General features: G+C 72.7%; 4 protein-coding genes. 2 read left to right on the forward strand and 2 right to left on the reverse strand.

Annotated features, from left to right (window positions below):
- Window positions 1-23 precede the first annotated feature (23 nt).
- Window positions 24-14,639: an SDR family NAD(P)-dependent oxidoreductase gene (locus OG370_RS37075; protein ID WP_328472173.1), complete on the forward strand. Its 14,616-nt coding sequence runs from the start codon at window positions 24-26 to the stop codon at window positions 14,637-14,639.
- Between the two features lie 111 nt (window positions 14,640-14,750).
- Window positions 14,751-15,647 (forward strand): proline iminopeptidase-family hydrolase, encoded by an 897-nt coding sequence (locus tag OG370_RS37080; RefSeq protein WP_328474774.1) that lies wholly within the window; start codon window positions 14,751-14,753, stop codon window positions 15,645-15,647.
- Window positions 15,648-15,651: 4 nt separating this feature from the next.
- Here the strand turns inward: OG370_RS37080 and OG370_RS37085 are convergent, their stop codons facing one another.
- Entirely contained in the window at window positions 15,652-16,704 is a 1,053-nt protein-coding gene (locus OG370_RS37085) for a helix-turn-helix transcriptional regulator (protein WP_328472175.1), read from the reverse strand.
- Between the two features lie 244 nt (window positions 16,705-16,948).
- Entirely contained in the window at window positions 16,949-19,585 is a 2,637-nt protein-coding gene (locus OG370_RS37090; RefSeq protein ID WP_328472177.1) for a helix-turn-helix transcriptional regulator, read from the reverse strand.
- Window positions 19,586-20,169 lie beyond the last annotated feature (584 nt).

A 20,169-nucleotide genomic window follows, 5' to 3' on the forward strand; every position in this document is an offset into this window, starting at 1 on the left:
GCGCGGCCAGTTCGGCGGTCATCGTGCCGCTGGTACGCCGTGATCGCCCCGAGGCGGTCGAAGTCCTCACCGGCATGGGCTGGTTGTGGACCTCGGGCGTCGCCGTGGACTGGCGCAAGACCTTCACGAGTCCCGCGCCCCGCCACGTCCTGGACCTGCCCACCTACGCCTTCCAACGCCAGCACTACTGGCTGCACCCCCTGGAGTTCCTCGCCGAGTCCTGGCTCGCGGCCGAACTGGGCGGCAGGCCCGAGGCGATGGGGCTGAGCGCGGTCGAACACCCGCTGCTCGGCGCCGTCGTGGCCCTGCCGGAGACCGACGGGGCCGTCTTCACCGGCCGGCTCGCGCTCGACACGCAGGAGTGGGTCGCGGACCACGACGTCCTCGGGGCCGTCCTCCTGCCCGGCACCGCCTTCGTCGAACTCGCGATCCACGCGGGCGACCACTTCGGGTGCGACGTCGTGGAGGAGCTGACGCTCCAGGCGCCCCTGGTCATGCCCGACAGCGGCGGCGTCCTGCTCCGGGTCACCGTCGGCGGCGCGGACGGCTCCGGTGCCAGGTCGCTGACCATCCACTCGCGTCCCGAAGGCGCCGACCAGCCCTGGACACCGCACGCCGAAGGACTCCTGCGCGTGGGTGTGGCGGCGCCCTCGTACGACTTCACCCAGTGGCCGCCGGCCGACGCCACGCCCATCGACGTCACCGGCGGCTACGAGCGCCTGCTGGACCGCGGGTACGGCTACGGCCCGGCCTTCCAGGGACTCACCTCCGCCTGGGAGCGCGGCGACGAACTGTTCGCCGAGGTCGAACTGCCCGACGCGGCACACCCCGACGCCGCCCGGTTCGGCCTGCACCCGGCCCTCTTCGACGCGGCCATGCACGCGGCCCTGCTCCAGGAGGAGGAGACCGGCGAGGAGACGCTGCTGCCCTTCTCGTGGAACGGCGTCTCCCTCTTCGCGTCGGGTGCCACCGGGCTGCGGATGCGGATGCGTGCCGAGGGCCAGGACAGCGTGTCCATGGAGATGGCCGACGCGTACGGCCAACCGGTCCTGTGCGTCCGGTCGTTGGTGTCCCGGGCGGTCTCGTCGGAGCAACTGGGCGCGGCCCGGGCGGCGGGCGCGGCGCAGAACCAGGCGCTGTTCCGGGTGGAGTGGACCGCGACTCCCGTCTCCCAGGCTCAGCCGGAGACGTCGGAGTGGGTACTGCTCACCGCGGACACGGACACGGAAGGCCCGGAGACGGCCGAACGGCTCGGCATGACCGGGCGATTCGCGTACCGCGATGTCGCGGCGCTGCGGGCCGCGCTCGATGACGACGGAGCCGCCGTCCCCCCGGTCGCGCTTCTCGCCCTGCCGCCGGACGAGACCGCGGGTCCGGTCCCCGCCGCCGTACGGGCTCGCGCGGCGACCGTCATGGCGGCCGTGCAGGGCTGGCTCGACGACGACCGCTTCGCCGGCTCGCGGCTCGTGGTCGTGACCCGCGGCGCGGTCGCCACGGTCGACGGTGACGACATCGACCTGGCGCTCGCCCCCGTCTGGGGACTGGTGCGGGCCGCGCAGGCCGAACAGCCGGGCAGGTTCGTACTGGTGGACCTCGACGGCGACCACGCGCCGGAGCTGCTGCGTGCCGCCGTGGCCGCCGGCGAACCCGAGATCGCGCTGCGCGACGGCCAGGCGCGGGTGCCGAGGCTCGCCCGGGTCGCACCCGACGAGATCACCGGCGCGGTCACCGCCGCGGTCACCGACACCGACCCCGACCCCGACATGGTCACCGGCGCGGACACCCCGCGACTCGACCCCGAGCGGACGGTGCTGGTCACCGGCGGCACCGGCGGCCTCGGCGCCCTCGTGGCACGCCATCTGGTGGCGGCCCACGGCGCACGGCACCTCCTCCTGACCAGCCGCCGCGGCCTCCAGGCACCGGGCGCCGAGGACCTGCGGGCGGAACTCGTCGCGGCGGGCGCCTCTGTCACGGTCGCCGCGTGCGACGTGAGCGACCGGGACGCGCTGGCCGCCCTGCTCGCCGGAATCGACCCCGCGCATCCGCTGACCGCCGTCGTGCACGCCGCCGGTGTGGCCCACAACGGACTGGTGACGGCGCTGACGGACGAGCGGCTGGAAGCCGTTCTCGGGCCCAAGGCGGACGCCGCCCACCACCTGCACGAGCTGACCGGCGACCTCGACCTGTCGGCGTTCGTGCTCTTCTCGTCCGCCGGCGGCCTGCTCTTCGCCGCCGGACAGAGCGCCTACGCCACCGCGAACGTCTTCCTCGACGCGCTGGCCGCACACCGCCGGGCCCACGGCCTGCCGGCGACCTCCCTCGTCTACGGCCTGTGGGGTGTCGAAGCGGGCCTCGGCGCCGCTCTGGGCGACGCCGACCTGCACCGTATGAAGCGGCAGGGCTTCCCTCCGCTGTCCGCGGAGGAAGGACTCGCGGCGCTCGACGTCGCCCTGCGCGGAGCCGGGCCAGAGAGCACGCCGCCGTCCTCCGCACCGGCTGTGCTGGTGCCGTTGCGCGTGGACACCGCGGCCCTGCGTGCCCGTGGCGAGGTCCCCGCGCTGCTGCGCGGGCTGGTCAGGAGCCGTCAGGTGTCCGGCTCCGGCGGACCGTCCCAGGGCACCGCCCTGGCCCAGCGGCTGGCCGGCCTGCCCGCGGACGAGCGCCGCGGCGTCCTGCTGGATCTGGTCCGCGACCGCGTGGCCGCTCTGCTCGGGCACGGGTCCTCCGACGCGATCGAGCCGGACCGCGCCTTCCAGGAACTCGGCTTCGACTCGCTCACGTCGGTCGAGCTGCGCAACGTCCTCAACACGGAGACCGGTCTGCGCCTGCCGGCCACCCTCGTCTTCGACTACCCGACCGCGGCCGACGTCGCACGGTACCTCGACGACGAGATCGCCGGAGCGGTGGCGAACGTGCCGGTGACCCCGCTGATGGTCACCCGTCAGGACGCCGAGCCGATCGCGATCGTCGCCATGACCTGCCGCTACCCGGGCGGCGTCTCCTCGCCCGAGGAGCTGTGGCGGCTGGTGGCCGACGAGGTGGACGCGATCGCGCCCTTCCCGACCGACCGCGGCTGGGACCCGGACGTCTACGACCCCGAGCCCGGCAAGGCGGGGAAGTCGTATGCGTCGGAGGGCGGATTCCTTTACGACGCGGCCGACTTCGACGCCGACTTCTTCGGCATCAGCCCCAGCGAGGCGCTTTCCATGGACCCGCAGCAGCGGCTGCTGCTGGAGGCGTCCTGGGAGGTGTTCGAGCGGGCCGGGATGGACCCCACCGCGCTGCGCGGCAGTTCGACCGGTGTCTTCGCCGGCCTGATGTACCACGACTACGGCCAGGGCAACGGCGGCGCCAGCACCAGCGGCGGAAGCCTCGTCTCGGGCCGGATCGCCTACACCTTCGGTCTGGAGGGGCCGGCGGTGACGGTGGACACGGCATGCTCCTCCTCACTGGTGGCGCTGCATCTGGCGGTGCAGGCGCTGCGTTCGGGCGAGTGCTCGCTCGCGCTGGCCGGCGGGGTCGCGGTGATGGCCACGCCGGAGATGCTGATCGAGTTCAGCCGCCAGCGCGGCCTTGCTCCCGACGGCCGTTCGAAGTCCTTCTCGGACGCGGCGGACGGCACCGGCTGGGGCGAGGGCCTCGGCCTGCTGCTGGTCGAACGGCTCTCCGACGCCCGCAGGAACGGGCACCCCGTCCTCGCGGTGGTGCGGGGCTCCGCCGTCAACCAGGACGGCGCCAGCAACGGCTTCTTCGCGCCGAACGGTCCGGCGCAGCAGCGGGTGATTCGTGCGGCGTTGGGTGCGGCGGGGTTGTCGGCGCCGGATGTGGATGTGGTGGAGGGGCATGGGACCGGGACGTCGTTGGGTGATCCGATCGAGGCGCAGGCGGTGTTGGCGACGTATGGGCGTGGTCGCGCGGAGAACTCGCCTTTGTGGCTGGGCTCGTTGAAGTCGAATGTGGGTCATACGCAGGCGGCTGCGGGTGTCGGTGGTGTGATCAAGATGGTGGAGGCGTTGCGGCGGGGGGTGTTGCCGCGGTCGTTGCACGTGGGAACGGCGTCGGGTGAGGTGGATTGGGCGTCGGGTGCGGTGGAGTTGTTGGCGGAGGCTCGGGAGTGGCCGCCGGTGGGTCGTGCGCGCCGGGCGGGGGTGTCGTCCTTCGGGATCAGCGGGACGAACGCGCACGTGATCATCGAGCAGGCGCCAGAGGGGGAAGAGGCTCGAACGGTGTCGGCGGCGGTTGGACCGGCGCCGGTGGAGATTGCCGCGGAGTCCGAGTCTGAGTCGGGTTCGGGTTCGGGGTTGGTGGCGTGGGTGGTGTCGGGTCGTTCGGAGTCGGCGGTGGTGGGTCAGGCGGTTCGGTTGGGTGAGTGGGTGGGTGAGGTTGGCAGCGGTGTGTCGGTGGGGGATGTGGGGTGGTCGTTGGCGGGGCGTGCCGCGTGGGAACAGCGTGCGGTGGTGGTTGGGCAGGATCGTGCTGAACTGGTGCGGGGGTTGGAGGCGTTGGCGACCGGTGAGGCGTTGGCGACCGGTGAGGCGCGGGCGGCGGGTGTGTGTCGCGGGGCGGTGGGTTCGGGTCGTTCGGCGTTCGTGTTCACGGGGCAGGGTGCGCAGCGGTTGGGGATGGGTCGGGAGTTGTGCGGGGCGTTCCCGGTGTTCGCGGCGGCCTTCGACGAGGCGGTGGCGGAGTTGGACCGCCATCTCGGGTTCTCGTTGCGGGAGGTGCTGTGGGGTTCGGATGCGGCCCGGGTGAACGACACCGTCATTGCTCAGGCGGGGTTGTTCGCGTTCGAGGTGGCGTTGTTCCGGCTGGTCGAATCGTGGGGGGTGCGGCCGGACTTCGTGGTGGGGCATTCGATCGGTGAGGTGGCGGCTGCGTGTGTGGCGGGGGTGTGGTCGGTGGAGGACGCGGCGCGGGTGGTGGCGGCGCGGGGTCGGTTGATGCAGGGACTGCCGGCGGGTGGGGCGATGGTGGCGATCGGGGCCTCGGAGGCAGCGATACGCGAGGAACTGTCGGAGGGCGTGTCCATTGCGGCGGTGAACGGTCCGTCGTCGGTGGTGGTGTCCGGGGTCGAGGACGCCGTGGCCGAGCTGGCGGAGGTGTTCGCGGGGCGGGGGTGCCGTACGAGTCGGCTGCGGGTGAGCCACGCGTTCCATTCGGCGTTGATGGAGCCGATGTTGGCGGAGTTCGGCGAGGTGCTGGACGGGGTGTCGTATGCGGCGCCGACGATTCCGGTGGTGTCGAACGTGACGGGCGTCCTCGCGCAAGCCGAGGACCTGTGCGCCCCCGACTACTGGGTGCGGCACGTTCGAGAGGCGGTGCGCTTCGCCGACGGCGTCAGCTGGCTGGCGAGTGAGGGGGTGTCGCGCTGGGTCGAGATCGGCCCGGACGCGGTGCTTTCCGGGATGCTCACCCCATGCCTCGAAACTGTCACCATAACTGACGAGACGCATGCGGCCAGTTCGGCGGTCATCGTCCCGCTGGTACGCCGCGATCGCCCCGAGGCGGTCGAAGTCCTCACCGGCATGGGCTGGTTGTGGACCTCGGGCGTCACCGTGGACTGGCGTAAGACCGTCACCGGCCTGGCGCCTCGCCACGTCGTGGACCTGCCCACCTACGCCTTCCAGCGGAAGCGCTACTGGCTGGACGCGTCACGCGGCGGAACGGACGTGGGCGCGGTGGGACTTGAGGCCGTCGACCACCCGCTGCTCAGCGCCGTCCTGCCGTCGCCCGACGGTGACTCCGTCGTGCTGACCGGGCGCCTCTCGACGGAAACCCACCGTTGGCTGGCCGACCACGACATCCTCGGGGCCGTCCTGCTGCCCGGTACCGCCTTCGTCGAACTCGCGTTGCGCGCAGGGCTGGAGGTGGGCTGCGGGGGCCTGCGGGAACTCGCCCTGCACGCCCCGCTGGTCCTCCCGGAGCGCGGCGGCGTAGCCGTCCAGGTGGTGGTGCGCGCGCCCGACGCCGCGGGTCTGCGGGCCCTCGCGATCCACGCGCGGCCGGAGGAGGACAGTGAAGAGGCCGTCTGGACCCTGCATGCCGAGGGCGTCCTCACCCCTGAGCAGGAGGCCCCGGCGTTCGACCTCGCCGCGTGGCCGCCGCCCGGTGCGGTGCCCGTCGAGGTGGCGCGTGCCTACGAGCGGCTGCTCGGCGCCGGCTACGTCTACGGCCCGGCCTTCCAGGGGCTCAAGGCCGCCTGGCGGCGCGGCGACGACCTCTTCGCCGAAGTGGAGTTGCCGGAGGAGTCCCACGCCGACGCCCTCCGGTTCGGGCTGCACCCCGCCCTGCTCGACGCCGCCCTGCACGTCAATCTGGTCGCCGCGGGGGACACCGACGACGAGGATCGCACCGTGGTCCCGTTCGCCTGGAACGGCCTGGCGCTCCACGCGCGCGGGGCCACGGCGCTGCGGGTGCGGCTGACACCGCAGGAAGCCGGACGGACGGCCGATGGCGGTCCGGCCCCGGCCGGGATGTCCATCGTCGCCGCGACCGCCGACGGTCAGCCCGTGTTCAGCGTCTCCTCGCTCGTCGCCCGCGAGGTCTCCCCGGAACAGCTCGCGGCGGCACGCCGTACGGAGCAGGTCCCGTACCACCTGAGCTGGGCCACGCTGCCCGCGCCCACGGGCACGGCCGACGCGCCGAGTTGGGCGGTCATCCGGCCCGCCGGAGCGGCCGAACCGGCGACTGCCCGGTCCGGAGCGGCCGAACCCCCCTCGTTCACCGGTCTTGAGGCGCTGGGCGCGGCGCTGGAAGCCGGACAGCCGCTCCCCGACGTGGTCGTCCTGCCGTACGCCACCCTTCTCGACGGCGCCGAAGGCACTGACGGCGCAGACGGCCCCGGCCTGACCGTCATCGCCCACCGTGCCCTTGAGGTCGTGCAGTCCTGGCTCGCGGACGAGCGTTTCGCGCCGTCCCGCCTGGTGCTGCTGACGGACGGGGCGATCCGCCTGCCGGAGGACGGCGAGCCCGAGTCCGAGGCCCGGCCCGAAACCGTGCCCGAAGCCGTACCCGAGGCCGAAGCCCTGTCCGAGGCCGTGCTGTCTGCATCGGCGGTGTGGGGCCTGGTCCGGGCGGCCCACAGCGAGAACCCGGGTCGCTTCGTCCTCGTGGATGTCGACGCCGCCACCGATCCGTGGACCGCGCTGCCCACCGCCCTCGCCACCGGCGAGGCGGAGATCGCGATACGGGACGGCGTCATGCGGACGCCTCGACTGGTCAGGTCGAGCGCCGTGCCCAGCGACGCCGAACCGGTCTGGGACGCGCACGGGACCGTGCTGATCACCGGCGGCACCGGCGGCCTGGGCGCGCTGACGGCCCGTCACCTGGTGACGGCCCACGGGGTGCGACGGCTGCTCCTGGTCAGCCGCCGGGGTGCCGAGGCCCCCGGTGCCGCTGAACTGCGCGACGAGCTGGTCGAGTTGGGCGCGGGCGTGGTGATCGCCGCCTGCGACGTGGCGGACCGCGCGCAGATCGCGGCCGTCATCGACGGCATCCCCGCTGCGCATCCGCTCACCGGCGTGATCCACACCGCGGGCGTGCTGGACGACGGCGTCGTCTCCGCCCTCACGCCCGAACGGCTCGACACCGTGCTGCTGCCGAAGGCCGTGGCCGCCTGGCACCTGCACGAGCTCACCCGCGATCTCGACCTGTCCGCGTTCGTGCTGTTCTCGTCGATGGCCGGCACGTTCGGCGGCATCGGCCAGGCCAACTACGCGGCGGCGAACGTCTTCCTCGACGCCCTGGCCCAACGGCGCAAGGCCGCCGGGCTGCCCGCGGTGTCCATGGCGTGGGGCCTGTGGGCGACCGGCATGGGCGGCCAGTTGACGCAGGTGGAGGTGCGGCGCCTCGGCCGGCAGGGCTTCCCGCCGCTGTCCGACGCCGAGGGCCTGGCCCTGTTCGACGAGGTCATGCGGTCGGACGCCGTCACGCGGTCCGGACAGGCGCTGACCGTGCTGCTCCGGCTGGACCCCGCCGCCCTGCGCGCCCAGGCGGTGTCCTCCGGCTTCGTCCTGCCGGTGCTGCGCGACCTCGTGCGCGTGCCCGCCCGGCAGAGCGTGGTGAGCGCCGCCGCTTCCGGCCTGGCCGGAAGGGTGACGGGCCTGGCGCCCGCCGAGCGGCACGCGTTGGTGCTCACCCTCGTCCGGCAGCACGTCGCCGACGTGCTCGGGCACGCGTCCTCCGACGCGATCGAGCCGGACCGTGCCTTCAGCGACCTCGGCTTCGACTCGCTGGCCGCCGTCGAACTGCGCAACAGCCTCAACACGGCGACCGGAATCCACCTGCCGGCCACCCTGGTCTTCGACTACCCGAGCGCCGAGGCCGTCACGGCCCACCTCGTCGACGAACTGACCGGCGCTGCACAGGCGTTGGCGCCGGTGGCGTTCCGCACGCAGGTGGACGGTGACGACCCGATCGTGATCGTGGGGATGGCGTGCCGGTATCCGGGCGGTGTGGAGTCGCCGGAGGATCTGTGGCGGCTGGTGGCGGACGGGGTGGACGCGATCTCCGAGTTTCCGACCAACCGCGGTTGGAACACGGAACGCATCTTCGACCCGACGGGTGAGCGGCCGAACACCACCTACACTCGGCACGGTGGTTTTCTGCATGATGCGGGGGAGTTCGATCCGGCGTTCTTCGGGATCAGTCCGAATGAGGCGTTGGTGATGGACCCGCAGCAGAGGTTGTTGTTGGAGGTTTCGTGGGAGGCGTTGGAGCGGTCGGGTATTGATCCGGCGTCGTTGCGTGGGAGCGCTACGGGTGTGTTCGCCGGGATGATGTACCACGACTACGCGAACAACAACAACACCGGTTCCATCGCCTCGGGTCGGATCTCCTACACCTTCGGCCTGGAAGGGCCCGCCATCACCATCGACACGGCGTGCTCGTCGTCCTTGGTCGCCCTTCACTCCGCTGTGCAGGCGCTGCGCTCGGGCGAGTGCTCACTCGCGCTGGTCGGCGGTGTCGCCGTGATGGCGACCCCGGACGTCTTCATCGAGTTCAGCCGCCAGCGCGGCCTTGCTCCCGACGGCCGTTCGAAGTCCTTCTCGGAGGGGGCGGACGGCACTGGGTGGGGTGAGGGCGCGGGAATGCTGGTGGTGGAGCGGTTGTCGGATGCTCGGCGGGGTGGGCATTCGGTGTTGGCGGTGGTGCGGGGTTCTGCGGTGAACCAGGACGGGGCGAGTAACGGTTTGACGGCGCCGAATGGTCCGGCGCAGCAGCGGGTGATTCGTGCGGCGTTGGGTGCGGCGGGGTTGTCGGCGCCGGATGTGGATGTGGTGGAGGGGCATGGGACGGGGACGTCGTTGGGTGATCCGATCGAGGCGCAGGCGTTGTTGGCGACGTATGGGCGTGGTCGCGCGGAGAACTCGCCTTTGTGGCTGGGCTCGTTGAAGTCGAACATCGGTCATACGCAGGCGGCTGCCGGTGTCGGTGGTGTGATCAAGATGGTGGAGGCGTTGCGGCGGGGGGTGTTGCCCCGGTCGTTGTATGCGGGCGCGGCGTCGAGTGAGGTGGACTGGGCCTCGGGTGCCGTGGAGTTGTTGGTGGAGTCGCGGGAGTGGCCGCGGGTGGGTCGTGTGCGGCGGGCGGGGGTGTCGTCGTTTGGGATCAGCGGGACCAACGCGCACGTGATCATCGAACAAGCCCCCGACGAGCCTGAGCCGGCACCGGTGGTGAGCTCGGAATTGCCGCCGCTGGAGGGAGCGGTGGAGGCCGATGGGGCTGAGTCGGGTTCGGGTTCGGGGTTGGTGGCGTGGGTGGTGTCGGGTCGTTCGGAGTCGGCGGTGGTGGGTCAGGCGGGTCGGTTGGGTGAGTGGGTGGGTGGGGTTGGCAGTGGTGTGTCGGTGGGGGATGTGGGGTGGTCGTTGGCGGGGCGTGCCGCGTGGGAGCACCGTGCGGTGGTCGTCGGGCAGGACCGCGTCGAACTGGTGCGGGGGTTGGAGGCGTTGGCGGCCGGTGAGGCGCGGGCGGCGGGTGTGTGTCGCGGGGCGGTGGGTTCGGGTCGTTCGGCGTTCGTGTTCACGGGGCAGGGTGCGCAGCGGTTGGGGATGGGTCGGGAGTTGTGTGGGGCGTTTCCGGTGTTCGCGGCGGCCTTCGACGAGGTGGTGGCGGAGTTGGACCGTCATCTCGGGTTCTCGTTGCGGGAGGTGTTGTGGGGGTCTGACACGGGCCGGGTGAATGACACGGTGGTGGCGCAGGCGGGGTTGTTCGCGTTCGAGGTGGCGTTGTTCCGGTTGGTGGAGTCGTGGGGGGTGCGGCCGGACTTCGTGGTGGGGCATTCGATCGGTGAGGTGGCGGCTGCGTGTGTGGCGGGGGTGTGGTCGGTGGAGGATGCGGCGCGGGTGGTGGCGGCGCGGGGTCGGTTGATGCAGGCACTGCCGGCGGGTGGGGCGATGGTGGCGATCGGGGCCTCGGAGGCCGAGGTGTGTGCGGAACTGCCGGAGGGCGTGTCCATTGCGGCGGTGAACGGTCCGTCGTCGGTGGTGGTGTCCGGGGTCGAGGACGCCGTGGCCGAGCTGGCGGAGGTGTTCGCGGGGCGGGGGTGCCGTACGAGTCGGCTGCGGGTGAGCCACGCGTTCCATTCGGCGTTGATGGAGCCGATGTTGGCCGAGTTCGGGGAGGTACTAGCGGGGCTGTCGTATGCGGCGCCGCAGATTCCTGTCGTGTCGAACGTGACGGGTGCCCTCGCGCAAGCCGAGGACCTGTGCAGCCCGGAGTATTGGGTTCGCCACGTGCGGGAGGCGGTGCGCTTCGCCGACGGCGTCGGCTGGCTGGCGGGTGAGGGGGTGTCGCGCTGGGTCGAGATCGGCCCGGACACGGTGTTGTCCGGAATGCTCACCCCCTGCCTCGAATCCGCCACCGAAGCGGACAACGCAAACGCCGACGCAGCCACCAACACAGCTACCAGCGCGGCCAGTTCGACGGTCATCGTGCCGCTGGTGCGCCGTGATCGCCCCGAGGCGGCGGAACTCCTTACCGGGGTGGGCCGTTTGTGGACCTCGGGCATGGTCCTGGACTGGCGCAAGACCTTCACCGGCCCCGCGCCCCGCCACGCCCTGGACCTGCCCACCTACGCCTTCCAACGCCAGCACTACTGGCTGCTCCCGGAGGACCACGCCGACGTGGCCTCCGCGGGCCTGGACACCCCCGATCACGCCCTCCTGGGCGCGGCCGTCACGCTCGCGGAGTCCGAGGCCGTCCTCCTCACCGGCCGGCTCTCCGTGGCGACCCACCCGTGGCTCGCCGACCACCGCGTCGGCGGCGCGATTCTCTTCCCCGGCACCGGCTTCGTCGAACTCGCCGTGCAGGCCGGCGACCAGGTCGGCTGCGACGTGCTGGACGAACTGGTCCTGCACGCTCCGCTGATCCTCCCGGAGGAGGGCGGGGTCCAGGTGCAGGTGTCCGTCGGGGAGCCGGGGGAGTCCGGCCCGGGCGACGCCCGCAGGTCACTGACCGTCCACTCGCGGCCCGAGGGCGACGACCAGTCCTGGACGCTGCACGCCGAGGGGTTCCTGGGCACCGGCGCGGCGGCACCGTCGTACGACTTCACCCAGTGGCCGCCGGCCGACGCCACGACCATCGACGTCGACGGCGCCTACGAGCGGCTGGCGGATTACGGCTACGGCTACGGTCCGGCCTTCCAGGGGCTCAAGGCCGCCTGGCGGTGCGGCGAGGACCTGTTCGCCGAAGTGGAGCTGCCCGAGGACGCGCACCAGGATGTCAGCCGGCTCGGAGTCGACCCCGCCCTGCTCGACGCCTCCCTGCACATCATGGCCTTCGCCGGAATCCGCGAGGACGACACGCTGGGCGCCACCGTGCTGCCGTTCTCCTGGAGCGGCCTCTCGGTCCACGCCGAGGGCGCGCGGGCGGTGCGGATACGGATCGCCGCGACGGGACCGCAGGCGGTGTCCGTCGAACTCGCCGACCCCACGGGCGCCCCGGTCGTCCACATCGAGTCGCTGATGCTGCGGGAGGCGTCGCCGGAGCAGTTCCGGGTGCCCGCCGCGGGGCGCAAGGAGCCGCTGCTGCGGATCGACTGGACGCCGGTCGCCCTGCCCGCCCGCGCGGTGCCCTCCGCGCTGATCGGCTCCTTCGCGGACCCGACCGGGTTCGGCGACGCCGCTTCCTACGCGGACCTCGCCGCGCTCACCGCCGCCGTCGAGGCCGGCACCGCCGTACCCGAGGTGGTCGCCGTACGGGCGGACGCGGTGGCCGCCGTGGACGGCCCGCCCGGGGAGGCGGACATGCCCGGCGCGGTGCGCGGGACCGTCCACGGTGTCCTGGCACTGGTCCAGGAGTGGCTGGCGGAGGAACGGTACGCCGGGTCGCGGCTGGCGGTCGTGACCACCGGTGCGGCCGACGGCGCCGACGTCCGGCTGGAGCAGGCACCGGTGTGGGGTCTGGTGCGGGCGGCGCAGGCGGAGAACCCGGGCCGCTTCCTGCTCGTGGACGTCGACGGCACCCCCGGGTCGGAGCGGGCGCTCCCGGCCGCCGTCGCCGGGGACGAGCCGGAGACGGCGCTGCGCGGCGGTGAACTGCTGGCGCCGCGGCTGGTCAGGGCCGAGGAGGAACCGGCCGAGAGCGCACCGCCCGAGAGCGCACCGCGCGAGGGCGACTCGGGCGAGGCCGAACCGGGCGTGCTCGCCGGCGGCGGCACCGTACTGGTGACCGGCGGCACCGGCGGTCTGGGCGGCCTGGTCGCACGGCACCTGGTGACCGCGCACGGCGTCCGGCACCTGCTGCTGGTCAGCCGCAGCGGGCCGGACGCCCCGGAGGCGGAGGAACTGCGGGAGGAACTGCGGCGGGCCGGCGCCGAGGTGACGATCGCCGCGTGCGACGTCTCGGACCGCTCGGCGCTCGCCGGTGTCCTCACCGCGATCCCCGACGGGCATCCGCTGCGGGCCGTGGTCCACGTCGCCGGTGTCGCGCACAACGGGCTGGTCTCCGCGCTGACCCCGGAGAACGTCGAGACGTCGCTGCGGCCCAAGGCCGACGCCGCCTGGCACCTGCACGAGCTGACCCGGGAGATGGACCTGGCGGCGTTCGTGATGTTCTCCTCCGCGGGCGGCCTGGTGCTGGCCGCGGGCCAGGCGGGCTACGCCGCGTCGAACGTGTTCCTCGACGCGCTGGCCCGGCACCGGCGCGCCCTGAACCTGCCGGCGTGCTCCCTCGCCTACGGCCTGTGGGACGTGGCGACCGGGCTGAGCCGGTGGCTGACCGACGCGGACCGGGAGCGCATGAAGCGCCAGGGCCTGCCCGCCCTGACCGAGGAGGAGGGCCTCGCGGCGTTCGACGCGGCGCTGACCACCGCGCACCCGACGCTGGTGCCGCTGCGGGTCAATCCGAGGGGGCTGCGCGGCTGGTCCGGCGAGCCGCCGGCGCTGCTGCGGGGGCTCGCGCCGAAGGCCAGGCGCCGTGCGGCGGGCGGCGGCGCCGACGCGGTCTCGCTGCGCCGGCAGCTGGCCGGCATGGCCGAGGCCGAGCAGAAGCGGGCCATCCAGGACGTCGTCCTGCGGTACTCGGCGATGGTGCTGGGCCACAGCGGGCCGGAGGCCGTGGAGCCCGAACGGGACTTCCTGGAGTCCGGCTTCGACTCGCTCAGCGCCGTCGAGCTGCGCAACCACCTCAACGCCACGACGGGACTGCGGCTGCCGCCCATGGCCGTCTTCGACGCCAAGACGCCCGCCGAGCTGGCGTCCCGGCTGCACGAGGAGCTCGCCGGCCAGCTCGACGGGACGCTCGCCGGGCAACCCGCGGCGGCGCAGCAGCCGGAGCAGGTGCCCGGCCGCCGCCCCGACACGCTGTCGGAGCTGTTCCGCGGCGCGGTGCTGTCCGACAACGTCCCGCAGGGCTTCGACCTGCTGCGGGCGGTGGCCGCGCTGCGGCCGATGTTCTCCTCCGTGACGGAGCTGGAACACCCGCCCGTCGGGGTGCGGTTGGCCGACGGACCGGCCACGAACCGGCTGATCTGCATCAGTTCGCCGATGGCGACGGCCGGCCCGCACCAGCACGCCCGGCTGGCGGCGCCCTTCCGCGGCCTGCGCTCGGTCAGTTCGCTGCCGACACCCGGCTTCGGACACGGCGAGAGCCTGCCGTCGTCCGTCCAGGCCGCGACCGCCGCGTTCGCGGCCGGCGCCGTCGAGACGGCGGCCGGCGAGCCGTTCGTGCTCCTCGGCTACTCCGGGGGCGGGGTGATCGCCCACGCGGTGGCGGTCCACCTGGAGCAGCACATGGGGGTCAGTCCCGCCGGCCTGGTGCTGATCGACACCTACCAGGTGGACACCGGCGACGGCGACCAGCGCGACCTGATGCGGCAGTTGGTGATGGGGCTGGTGGCCAAGGACTCGGAGTACGAGATGTTCGACAGCACCGTGCTGTCGGCCATGAGCTGCTACTTCGACCTGGTCCCGCAGTTCACCGTCGGGGAGTTGCGGGCACCGGTGCTGTTCGTCGGGGCGGAGGAGTCGTTCCTGCCAGGCGCCGGCGACTCGGCCGGCCCCGACGACGACTGGCAGGCGAAGCCCTGGGACAGCCGCCAGGAGTACCGGACCGTCCCGGGCAACCACTTCAGCCTCATCGAGGGGAAGGCAGCGGACACCGCGCGGGTCGTCCAGGAGTGGCTGACCACCCTGGACTGAGCGGCGCCCGCCCCTGTGCGGGCGGCTCCGGGGGAGGCCGGCCCGGCCGGCCTCCCCCCACCGTCAGGAACCGACGTGTCACCGACGTGTCAAAGAGAGGCGATGGACATCATGCACCCGGCCCCGAGCGCCCGAGGAACCCTGCCGTTCGGTCCCTACCGGACCTGGTACCGCGTCACCGGCGAGCTGGGCGCCGGCCGGCCGGCACTGGTCGCCGTGCACGGCGGTCCCGGCAGCACGCACGATTACCTGCTCAGGTTGGCCGGTTTCGCCGCGCACGGCTGGCCGGTCGTCCACTACGACCAGCTCGGCAACGGCGGTTCCACCCATCTGCCGGACGCCGGCGCGGACTTCTGGACCGTCGAGCTGTTCCTCGACGAACTCGACAACCTGCTGCGCGGCCTGGGCGTGGCCGACGACTACATCCTGTTCGGGCAGTCCTGGGGCGGCCTGCTGTCCGCGAAGCACGCCTCGACCCGCCCCGCCGGGCTGCGCGGCCTCGTCATCGCCGACTCGCCCGCCTCCTACCCGCTGTGGATGCGGGAGATGAAGGTGCTGCGGTCCCAACTGCCGCCCGGCACCGACGAGGAACTCGCCCGTCACGAAGCGGCCGGAACCACTGACACCGACGCGTACCACGCCGTCGCGCAGCCCTTCTACGAGCGGCACGTGTGCCGGCTCAAGCCCTGGCCCCGGGACTGGACCGCGTCGTTCTACGAGCTGTACAACGACCCCACCGTGTACTACGCCATGAACGGCCCGAGCGAGTTCCACGTCGTCGGCACCCTGCGCGACTGGTCCGTGGAGGACGTCATCGCCGACATCGCCGTGCCGACGCTGCTGATCTCAGGCCGCCACGACGAGGCGACGCCGGCGACCGTGCAGCCCTACCAGGACCTGATCCCCGACGTGCGCTGGAAGATCCTGGAGGAATCCAGCCACCTGCCCCACCTGGAGGAGCCGGAGCGCTTCGACGAGATCCTGCTGGCCTTCCTCGCGGGGCTGTGACCGCTCACCTGTCGTCGAGCCAGCCCGCCCCGGGCTCCGGCTGGCCGTCGATCAGACCGCGCTGCGCGGCGATGACACCCGCCTGGAACCGGCTCGTGGCCTTCAGCTCCTCCGTCAGGTCGGAGATGTGCCGGCGGCAGGTGCGCACCGACATCCCGAGCCGGCGCGCCACCATCTCGTCCTTGTAGCCGTTCGCCATGAGCCGCAGGATCGACCGTTTCAGGTCGTCGGTGCGCGGCGCCGGCGACGCGGTGTTCGGCGCGAACGGAACCGACCGGCTCCAGAAGTAGTTGAAGAGCGAGCAGATGAAGGCCACCAGGTTCGGCTCCTTCACGACGACCGCCCCGCTCCCGCCGCCCCGGGCCGACTGCGCGGGCAGGAAGGCCACCTCCCGGTCGTAGACGACCATCCGGTCGACGAGTTCCTCCGTGGTGCGCACGTGCGCGCCGCGGGCGGTGATCTGCCGCACGTAGGCGATGGTGGTCAGATCACCGCGCGCCGTGTGCTGGTAGATCGTCCGCAGCTCGACCCCGCGTTCGAGGGCGGAGAGCATGGACGGCCCGGGCCGGTCCGACTCGGCGCCGTACCGGGGGCGGGCGGGCTGCACGTCCAGCACCTCGCTGCGGCACCGCCTGCGGTAGTGGTCGAGCATCGACTGGACGGTGTCGGCGTCGGACACGATGTCGAACGCCTCCACCTCGTTGCGCCGCCGGCGCGCCTCGAAGTACACGGGTACGAGCGACAGCAGTTGGCTGCGGATCTCGGCCGCCGCCCTCTGTATCCGGTGGACCTCCTCGTCCAGCGGCCCGACGAGATCGGCGGAGGCGACGTCCGGGTTCACCGGGACGAGCACGTCCGGCGCGCCCGGCATCGCCTGCAGGAGGCGGAGCCGGCGCAGGACCCGTTCGGCCCTGACGACCTCCTCCGACGGCAACTCCATCCGGTCGCCCAGCTCCTGGCGGGAGAACGTTCCGATCTGGATCGCTTCCCGGTAGGCCGCGGCGCTGACGTCGTCCAGTTCGAGGCAGTTCCGCTCATCAGATACCGGCTCCGACATCCTGACAGGACCCCCGTCCGTCGCATCTGGATATGCCGAGGGTCAACGTACTCCAGGTTGCTTTGCACGGCGGGTGTGCGAACGCCCACAGTTTCCGCCGCCGGCGCCGGCGACGAGGGTGGCCGGTGGGGCAGTCGGTGCGGCGGCGGGACGGGCAGCCGATGGGGCGGTCGGTGGGGCAAGCCGGTGGGGAGGCAGGACGGGGCGGCCGGTGGGGCGGCCGCCCTGCGCGTCGCCCGGTCGCTCAGGCGCTCTCCATGGAGCCGAGCGGGAGGTCCACCGGCAGGTCCTGGCGGCGGCTGATGCTCAACTTGCGGTAGACGTGGGTCAGATGCTGCTCGACGGTGCTGACCGTGATGTACAGCTTCGAGGAGATCTCCCGGTTGGTGTAGCCGTGCGCGGCGAGCGCGGCCACCCGGCGCTCGGACTCGCTCAGCTTCGCGTCGCTCTCCTCGGCTCCCCGTCTCTGCCGCGGCACCGTGGGATAGCAGGGGTTCAACTGCGCGGCGAGCCCGGGCAGGATGACCTCGCGCAGCGTCTTCGCGCCGCACGCGTGCGCCAGGTTCCAGGCCCGCCGGGTGAGCATGCTCGCCCGGTTGGTCTCCCCGACCGCCTGGAGGTGCTGGCCGAGGTCGGCGAGCGCCCGGGCCAGTTCCACCCGGTCCCCCGACAGCCGCAGTTCGTCGATGGCCTCCTTCAGCAGCGCCTGCCGCTGCTCCGGCGGCCGGATCGCCGCGCGCAGCCGGAGCGAGATGCCCCGTACCCGCGGATGCCGGGCGTCCGGCAGGGACAACTGCTCCGCCACCAACTGCTCGGCCTGCTCGGGCTCCCCGAGCCGCACCAGCGCGTCCGCGGCCTCCGTCCGCCACGGCAGGGCCACCGGCCTGTCCAGTCCCCATGACCGCAACAGCCTGCCGACCTCCAGGAAGTCACGCAGCGCGGAGGCGTACTGGTTGGTCGCCACGTAGTGCACGCCACGCGCGTACAGGTAGGAGGACAGGTACACGCTGTCGTCACGGGAGTTGGCGATGGGCAGGTCCAGCAGCCGTGCCACCGTGGCGTGTTGGCCCATCGCGGTCCGCGCCCTGATCAACAGGGCCGCCGGCGCCGCCACGAAGACGGTGCCGTTGCGGCCGGGCAGCGCCTCCCACGCGCGTAGAGCTTGCCGTTCGGCGCCGCGCAGATCACCGAGACGCAGCAGGACGTCGCCGTGGAGCGTGGCGAACACCGCGGTCCACGCGGGGGCGTTGCGGCAGGCGGCGTCGTCGGCGAAGGTCTGACACCACGGGGTGGCCCGCTCCGGGTGCTCGGACAGGATGAGCGTCTGGAGGGCCTGCACGATCGGCAGCAGCGTGGTCTCGGTCAGGACGGCGTCCTGCAGGAACCGTTCGCAGTCCGCCAGATCGCTCATGCCCCGGTCCCGCACCGCCCAGAAGGCCGCGTGGGGCAGGTTCGGATACGGATCGTGCGCCGTGTCCGACTCCGGCCCGGGCGGGTTCATCCGCCGCAGGACCTCGTCGGTCTCGGCGATCCGCCCCTGCGCGCTGAGCGAGCGGACCAGAGCGGTCAGCCGGCCCTTGCTGAGCTGGCCCGCGCGCGCCAGCCGCAGCGGTTCGGTGAGGTGTTTCTCGGCCGCGGCCGGGTCGAACCGCCAGGTGATCGAGGACAGCCGGGTCTTGATCTCCGCCCGCGTTCCCTCGTCGGTGCAGGCGTCGTAGGCCAGGTGGAGCAGGTCGGCGGCCTGCCGCGGGTCGTCGGTGACCATCAGCTGCTCGGCTCGCTCCCGCAGCACGTCGACCGCCCACAGGGTGTCCGGCCACGGCTCGTGGGCGTGGACGGAGGCGCGCAGGTGCTGGATGACCTTCGCGGCCGGCTCCTGCGCCTGGTAGGCGAGGCGGGCGCAACGCCGGTGCAGGCGGGCCCGCTTGGCCGGCTCCAGCGCGTCCAGTACGGCGGCCGCGGCGCCCGGGTGCCGGAAGCGGTGGCCGTCGAGGATGCCCGCCGCCCGCAGCGCGGTGTCGGCCTGCTCGACCGCGGAGACCGGGATGCCCAGCAGCAGCGCGGCCTGCTCCGGCGAGCCGCGGTCCTGGAGCAGCGCGAGGGCGACGCCCAGGTCGAAGGCCGCCGGGCCGCTGCGCAGCACGCACGTCAGCACGGCCTGGGAGAAGAGCCCGCCGCGCTCCGGCTCCAACTCCTCCGTGGTGGTGGCGGGCGGGGCGGTGGCGCGGGTCTCCTCCAGCAGGGCCCGCAGGAGAAGGGGGTTGCCGCCGCTGATGTGGTGCAGCGCCGCGGCGGACCCGGGGATGGCGGCGATCCGCGGGTAGCCGGCGACCGCCTCCGCGACGGCCGCCTCGCTCAACCGGCCCAGCCGGATGCGCCGGAAGTCGGGCCGGCGCAGCAACTCCGTGTCGAACGTGGGGTCCTGGGAGCTGAAGTGCAGCGACCGCGCCGCCACCAGTAAGACCGGACCGGTGCGGGCGTGCCGGATGAGCGCCTGGAGGTACTGCAGCGACACGGCGTCCGCGTACTGGAGGTCGTCCACGCAGCAGACGACCGGCACCTTCTGGCTCAGTTCCTGGATCGCCGCGCAGAACTCGCGCATGGCCTCGGCGCGCGGCCGTCCGTCCGTGGCCTGCGGCACCTGGGCCAGCCGCGGGGTCGGCGCGTCGGCGAGCAGTTGCCGCAGTACTCCCGACGGGACGTCCGCCTCGCCCGGTGACCCGACCCCGTGCAGGAGGGCGGCGCCCTCGGCCACCGCTCGCTTTGCGAGGAAGTCGATTAAATCGCTCTTTCCGCAGCCTGAGGCGCCCTCGATAAACAGCAGACGGGCTTGCCCGGAGAGGAAATCGGCCAGTGTTGATTCGATGATCTCAATGTCCATACGATGTTCCACGAGAGTCATCATCTTCCCCCGAATTGGCGACTCGATGCAACGTGCGATCAACGGCGTAAGTCTAGAGAGCGGGCAGTCGTTTCGCGCTGACCGCAAGTTGCACGGCAGTAAGTTCGCATGTAGGGGTGGCGCCCTCTCTACGGGCGCATAGGGGGTTGGATCAGGGGAGATGTCCCTCCGCCGGCTAGCCGCGGGGGCACGTTCCGGTCCTGAAGTCCGCGGCAGTTCGTGGCGGACTCACAGGGCTCCTTCGGTCCGCGGGCCCCTATGATCCACATTCGGCCGGTTCGCCGTCGGAGCGGGGGAGCCGGCACACCCTGAGCGGGGGCGTCGGCCCAGGCCGGACGCCCTGCGAACGCCGGTGGCCGAGCGGCCGCGCCCGCGCGGGCGGGCCGTTGATCGGCGGCCGAGGCGGCCGCTGCCGGGTTGCCCCGACGCGCCGGAATGGCCTGGCCGGAAAAATCTGGTTGACAGTTGGATGACTTTCGCTTGTATACGGCCCCTACCGCGTCCGCGTGCGGGAGCGGGGTCCGCGCCGGGGCCTCCGGCGAATGCGGATACCCGCGATATTC

It is taken from the genome of Streptomyces sp. NBC_00448 (assembly GCF_036014115.1).
In the GTDB taxonomy this organism is placed as follows: domain Bacteria; phylum Actinomycetota; class Actinomycetes; order Streptomycetales; family Streptomycetaceae; genus Actinacidiphila.

What these genes read in the sequence shown, in the direction of transcription:
- OG370_RS37080 (WP_328474774.1), top strand. Translation starts at nt 14,751, where the DNA reads ATGCACCCGGCCCCGAGCGCCCGAGGAACCCTGCCGTTCGGTCCCTAC.
- OG370_RS37085 (WP_328472175.1), bottom strand. Translation starts at nt 16,704, where the DNA reads ATGTCGGAGCCGGTATCTGATGAGCGGAACTGCCTCGAACTGGACGAC.
- OG370_RS37090 (WP_328472177.1), bottom strand. Translation starts at nt 19,585, where the DNA reads ATGGACATTGAGATCATCGAATCAACACTGGCCGATTTCCTCTCCGGG.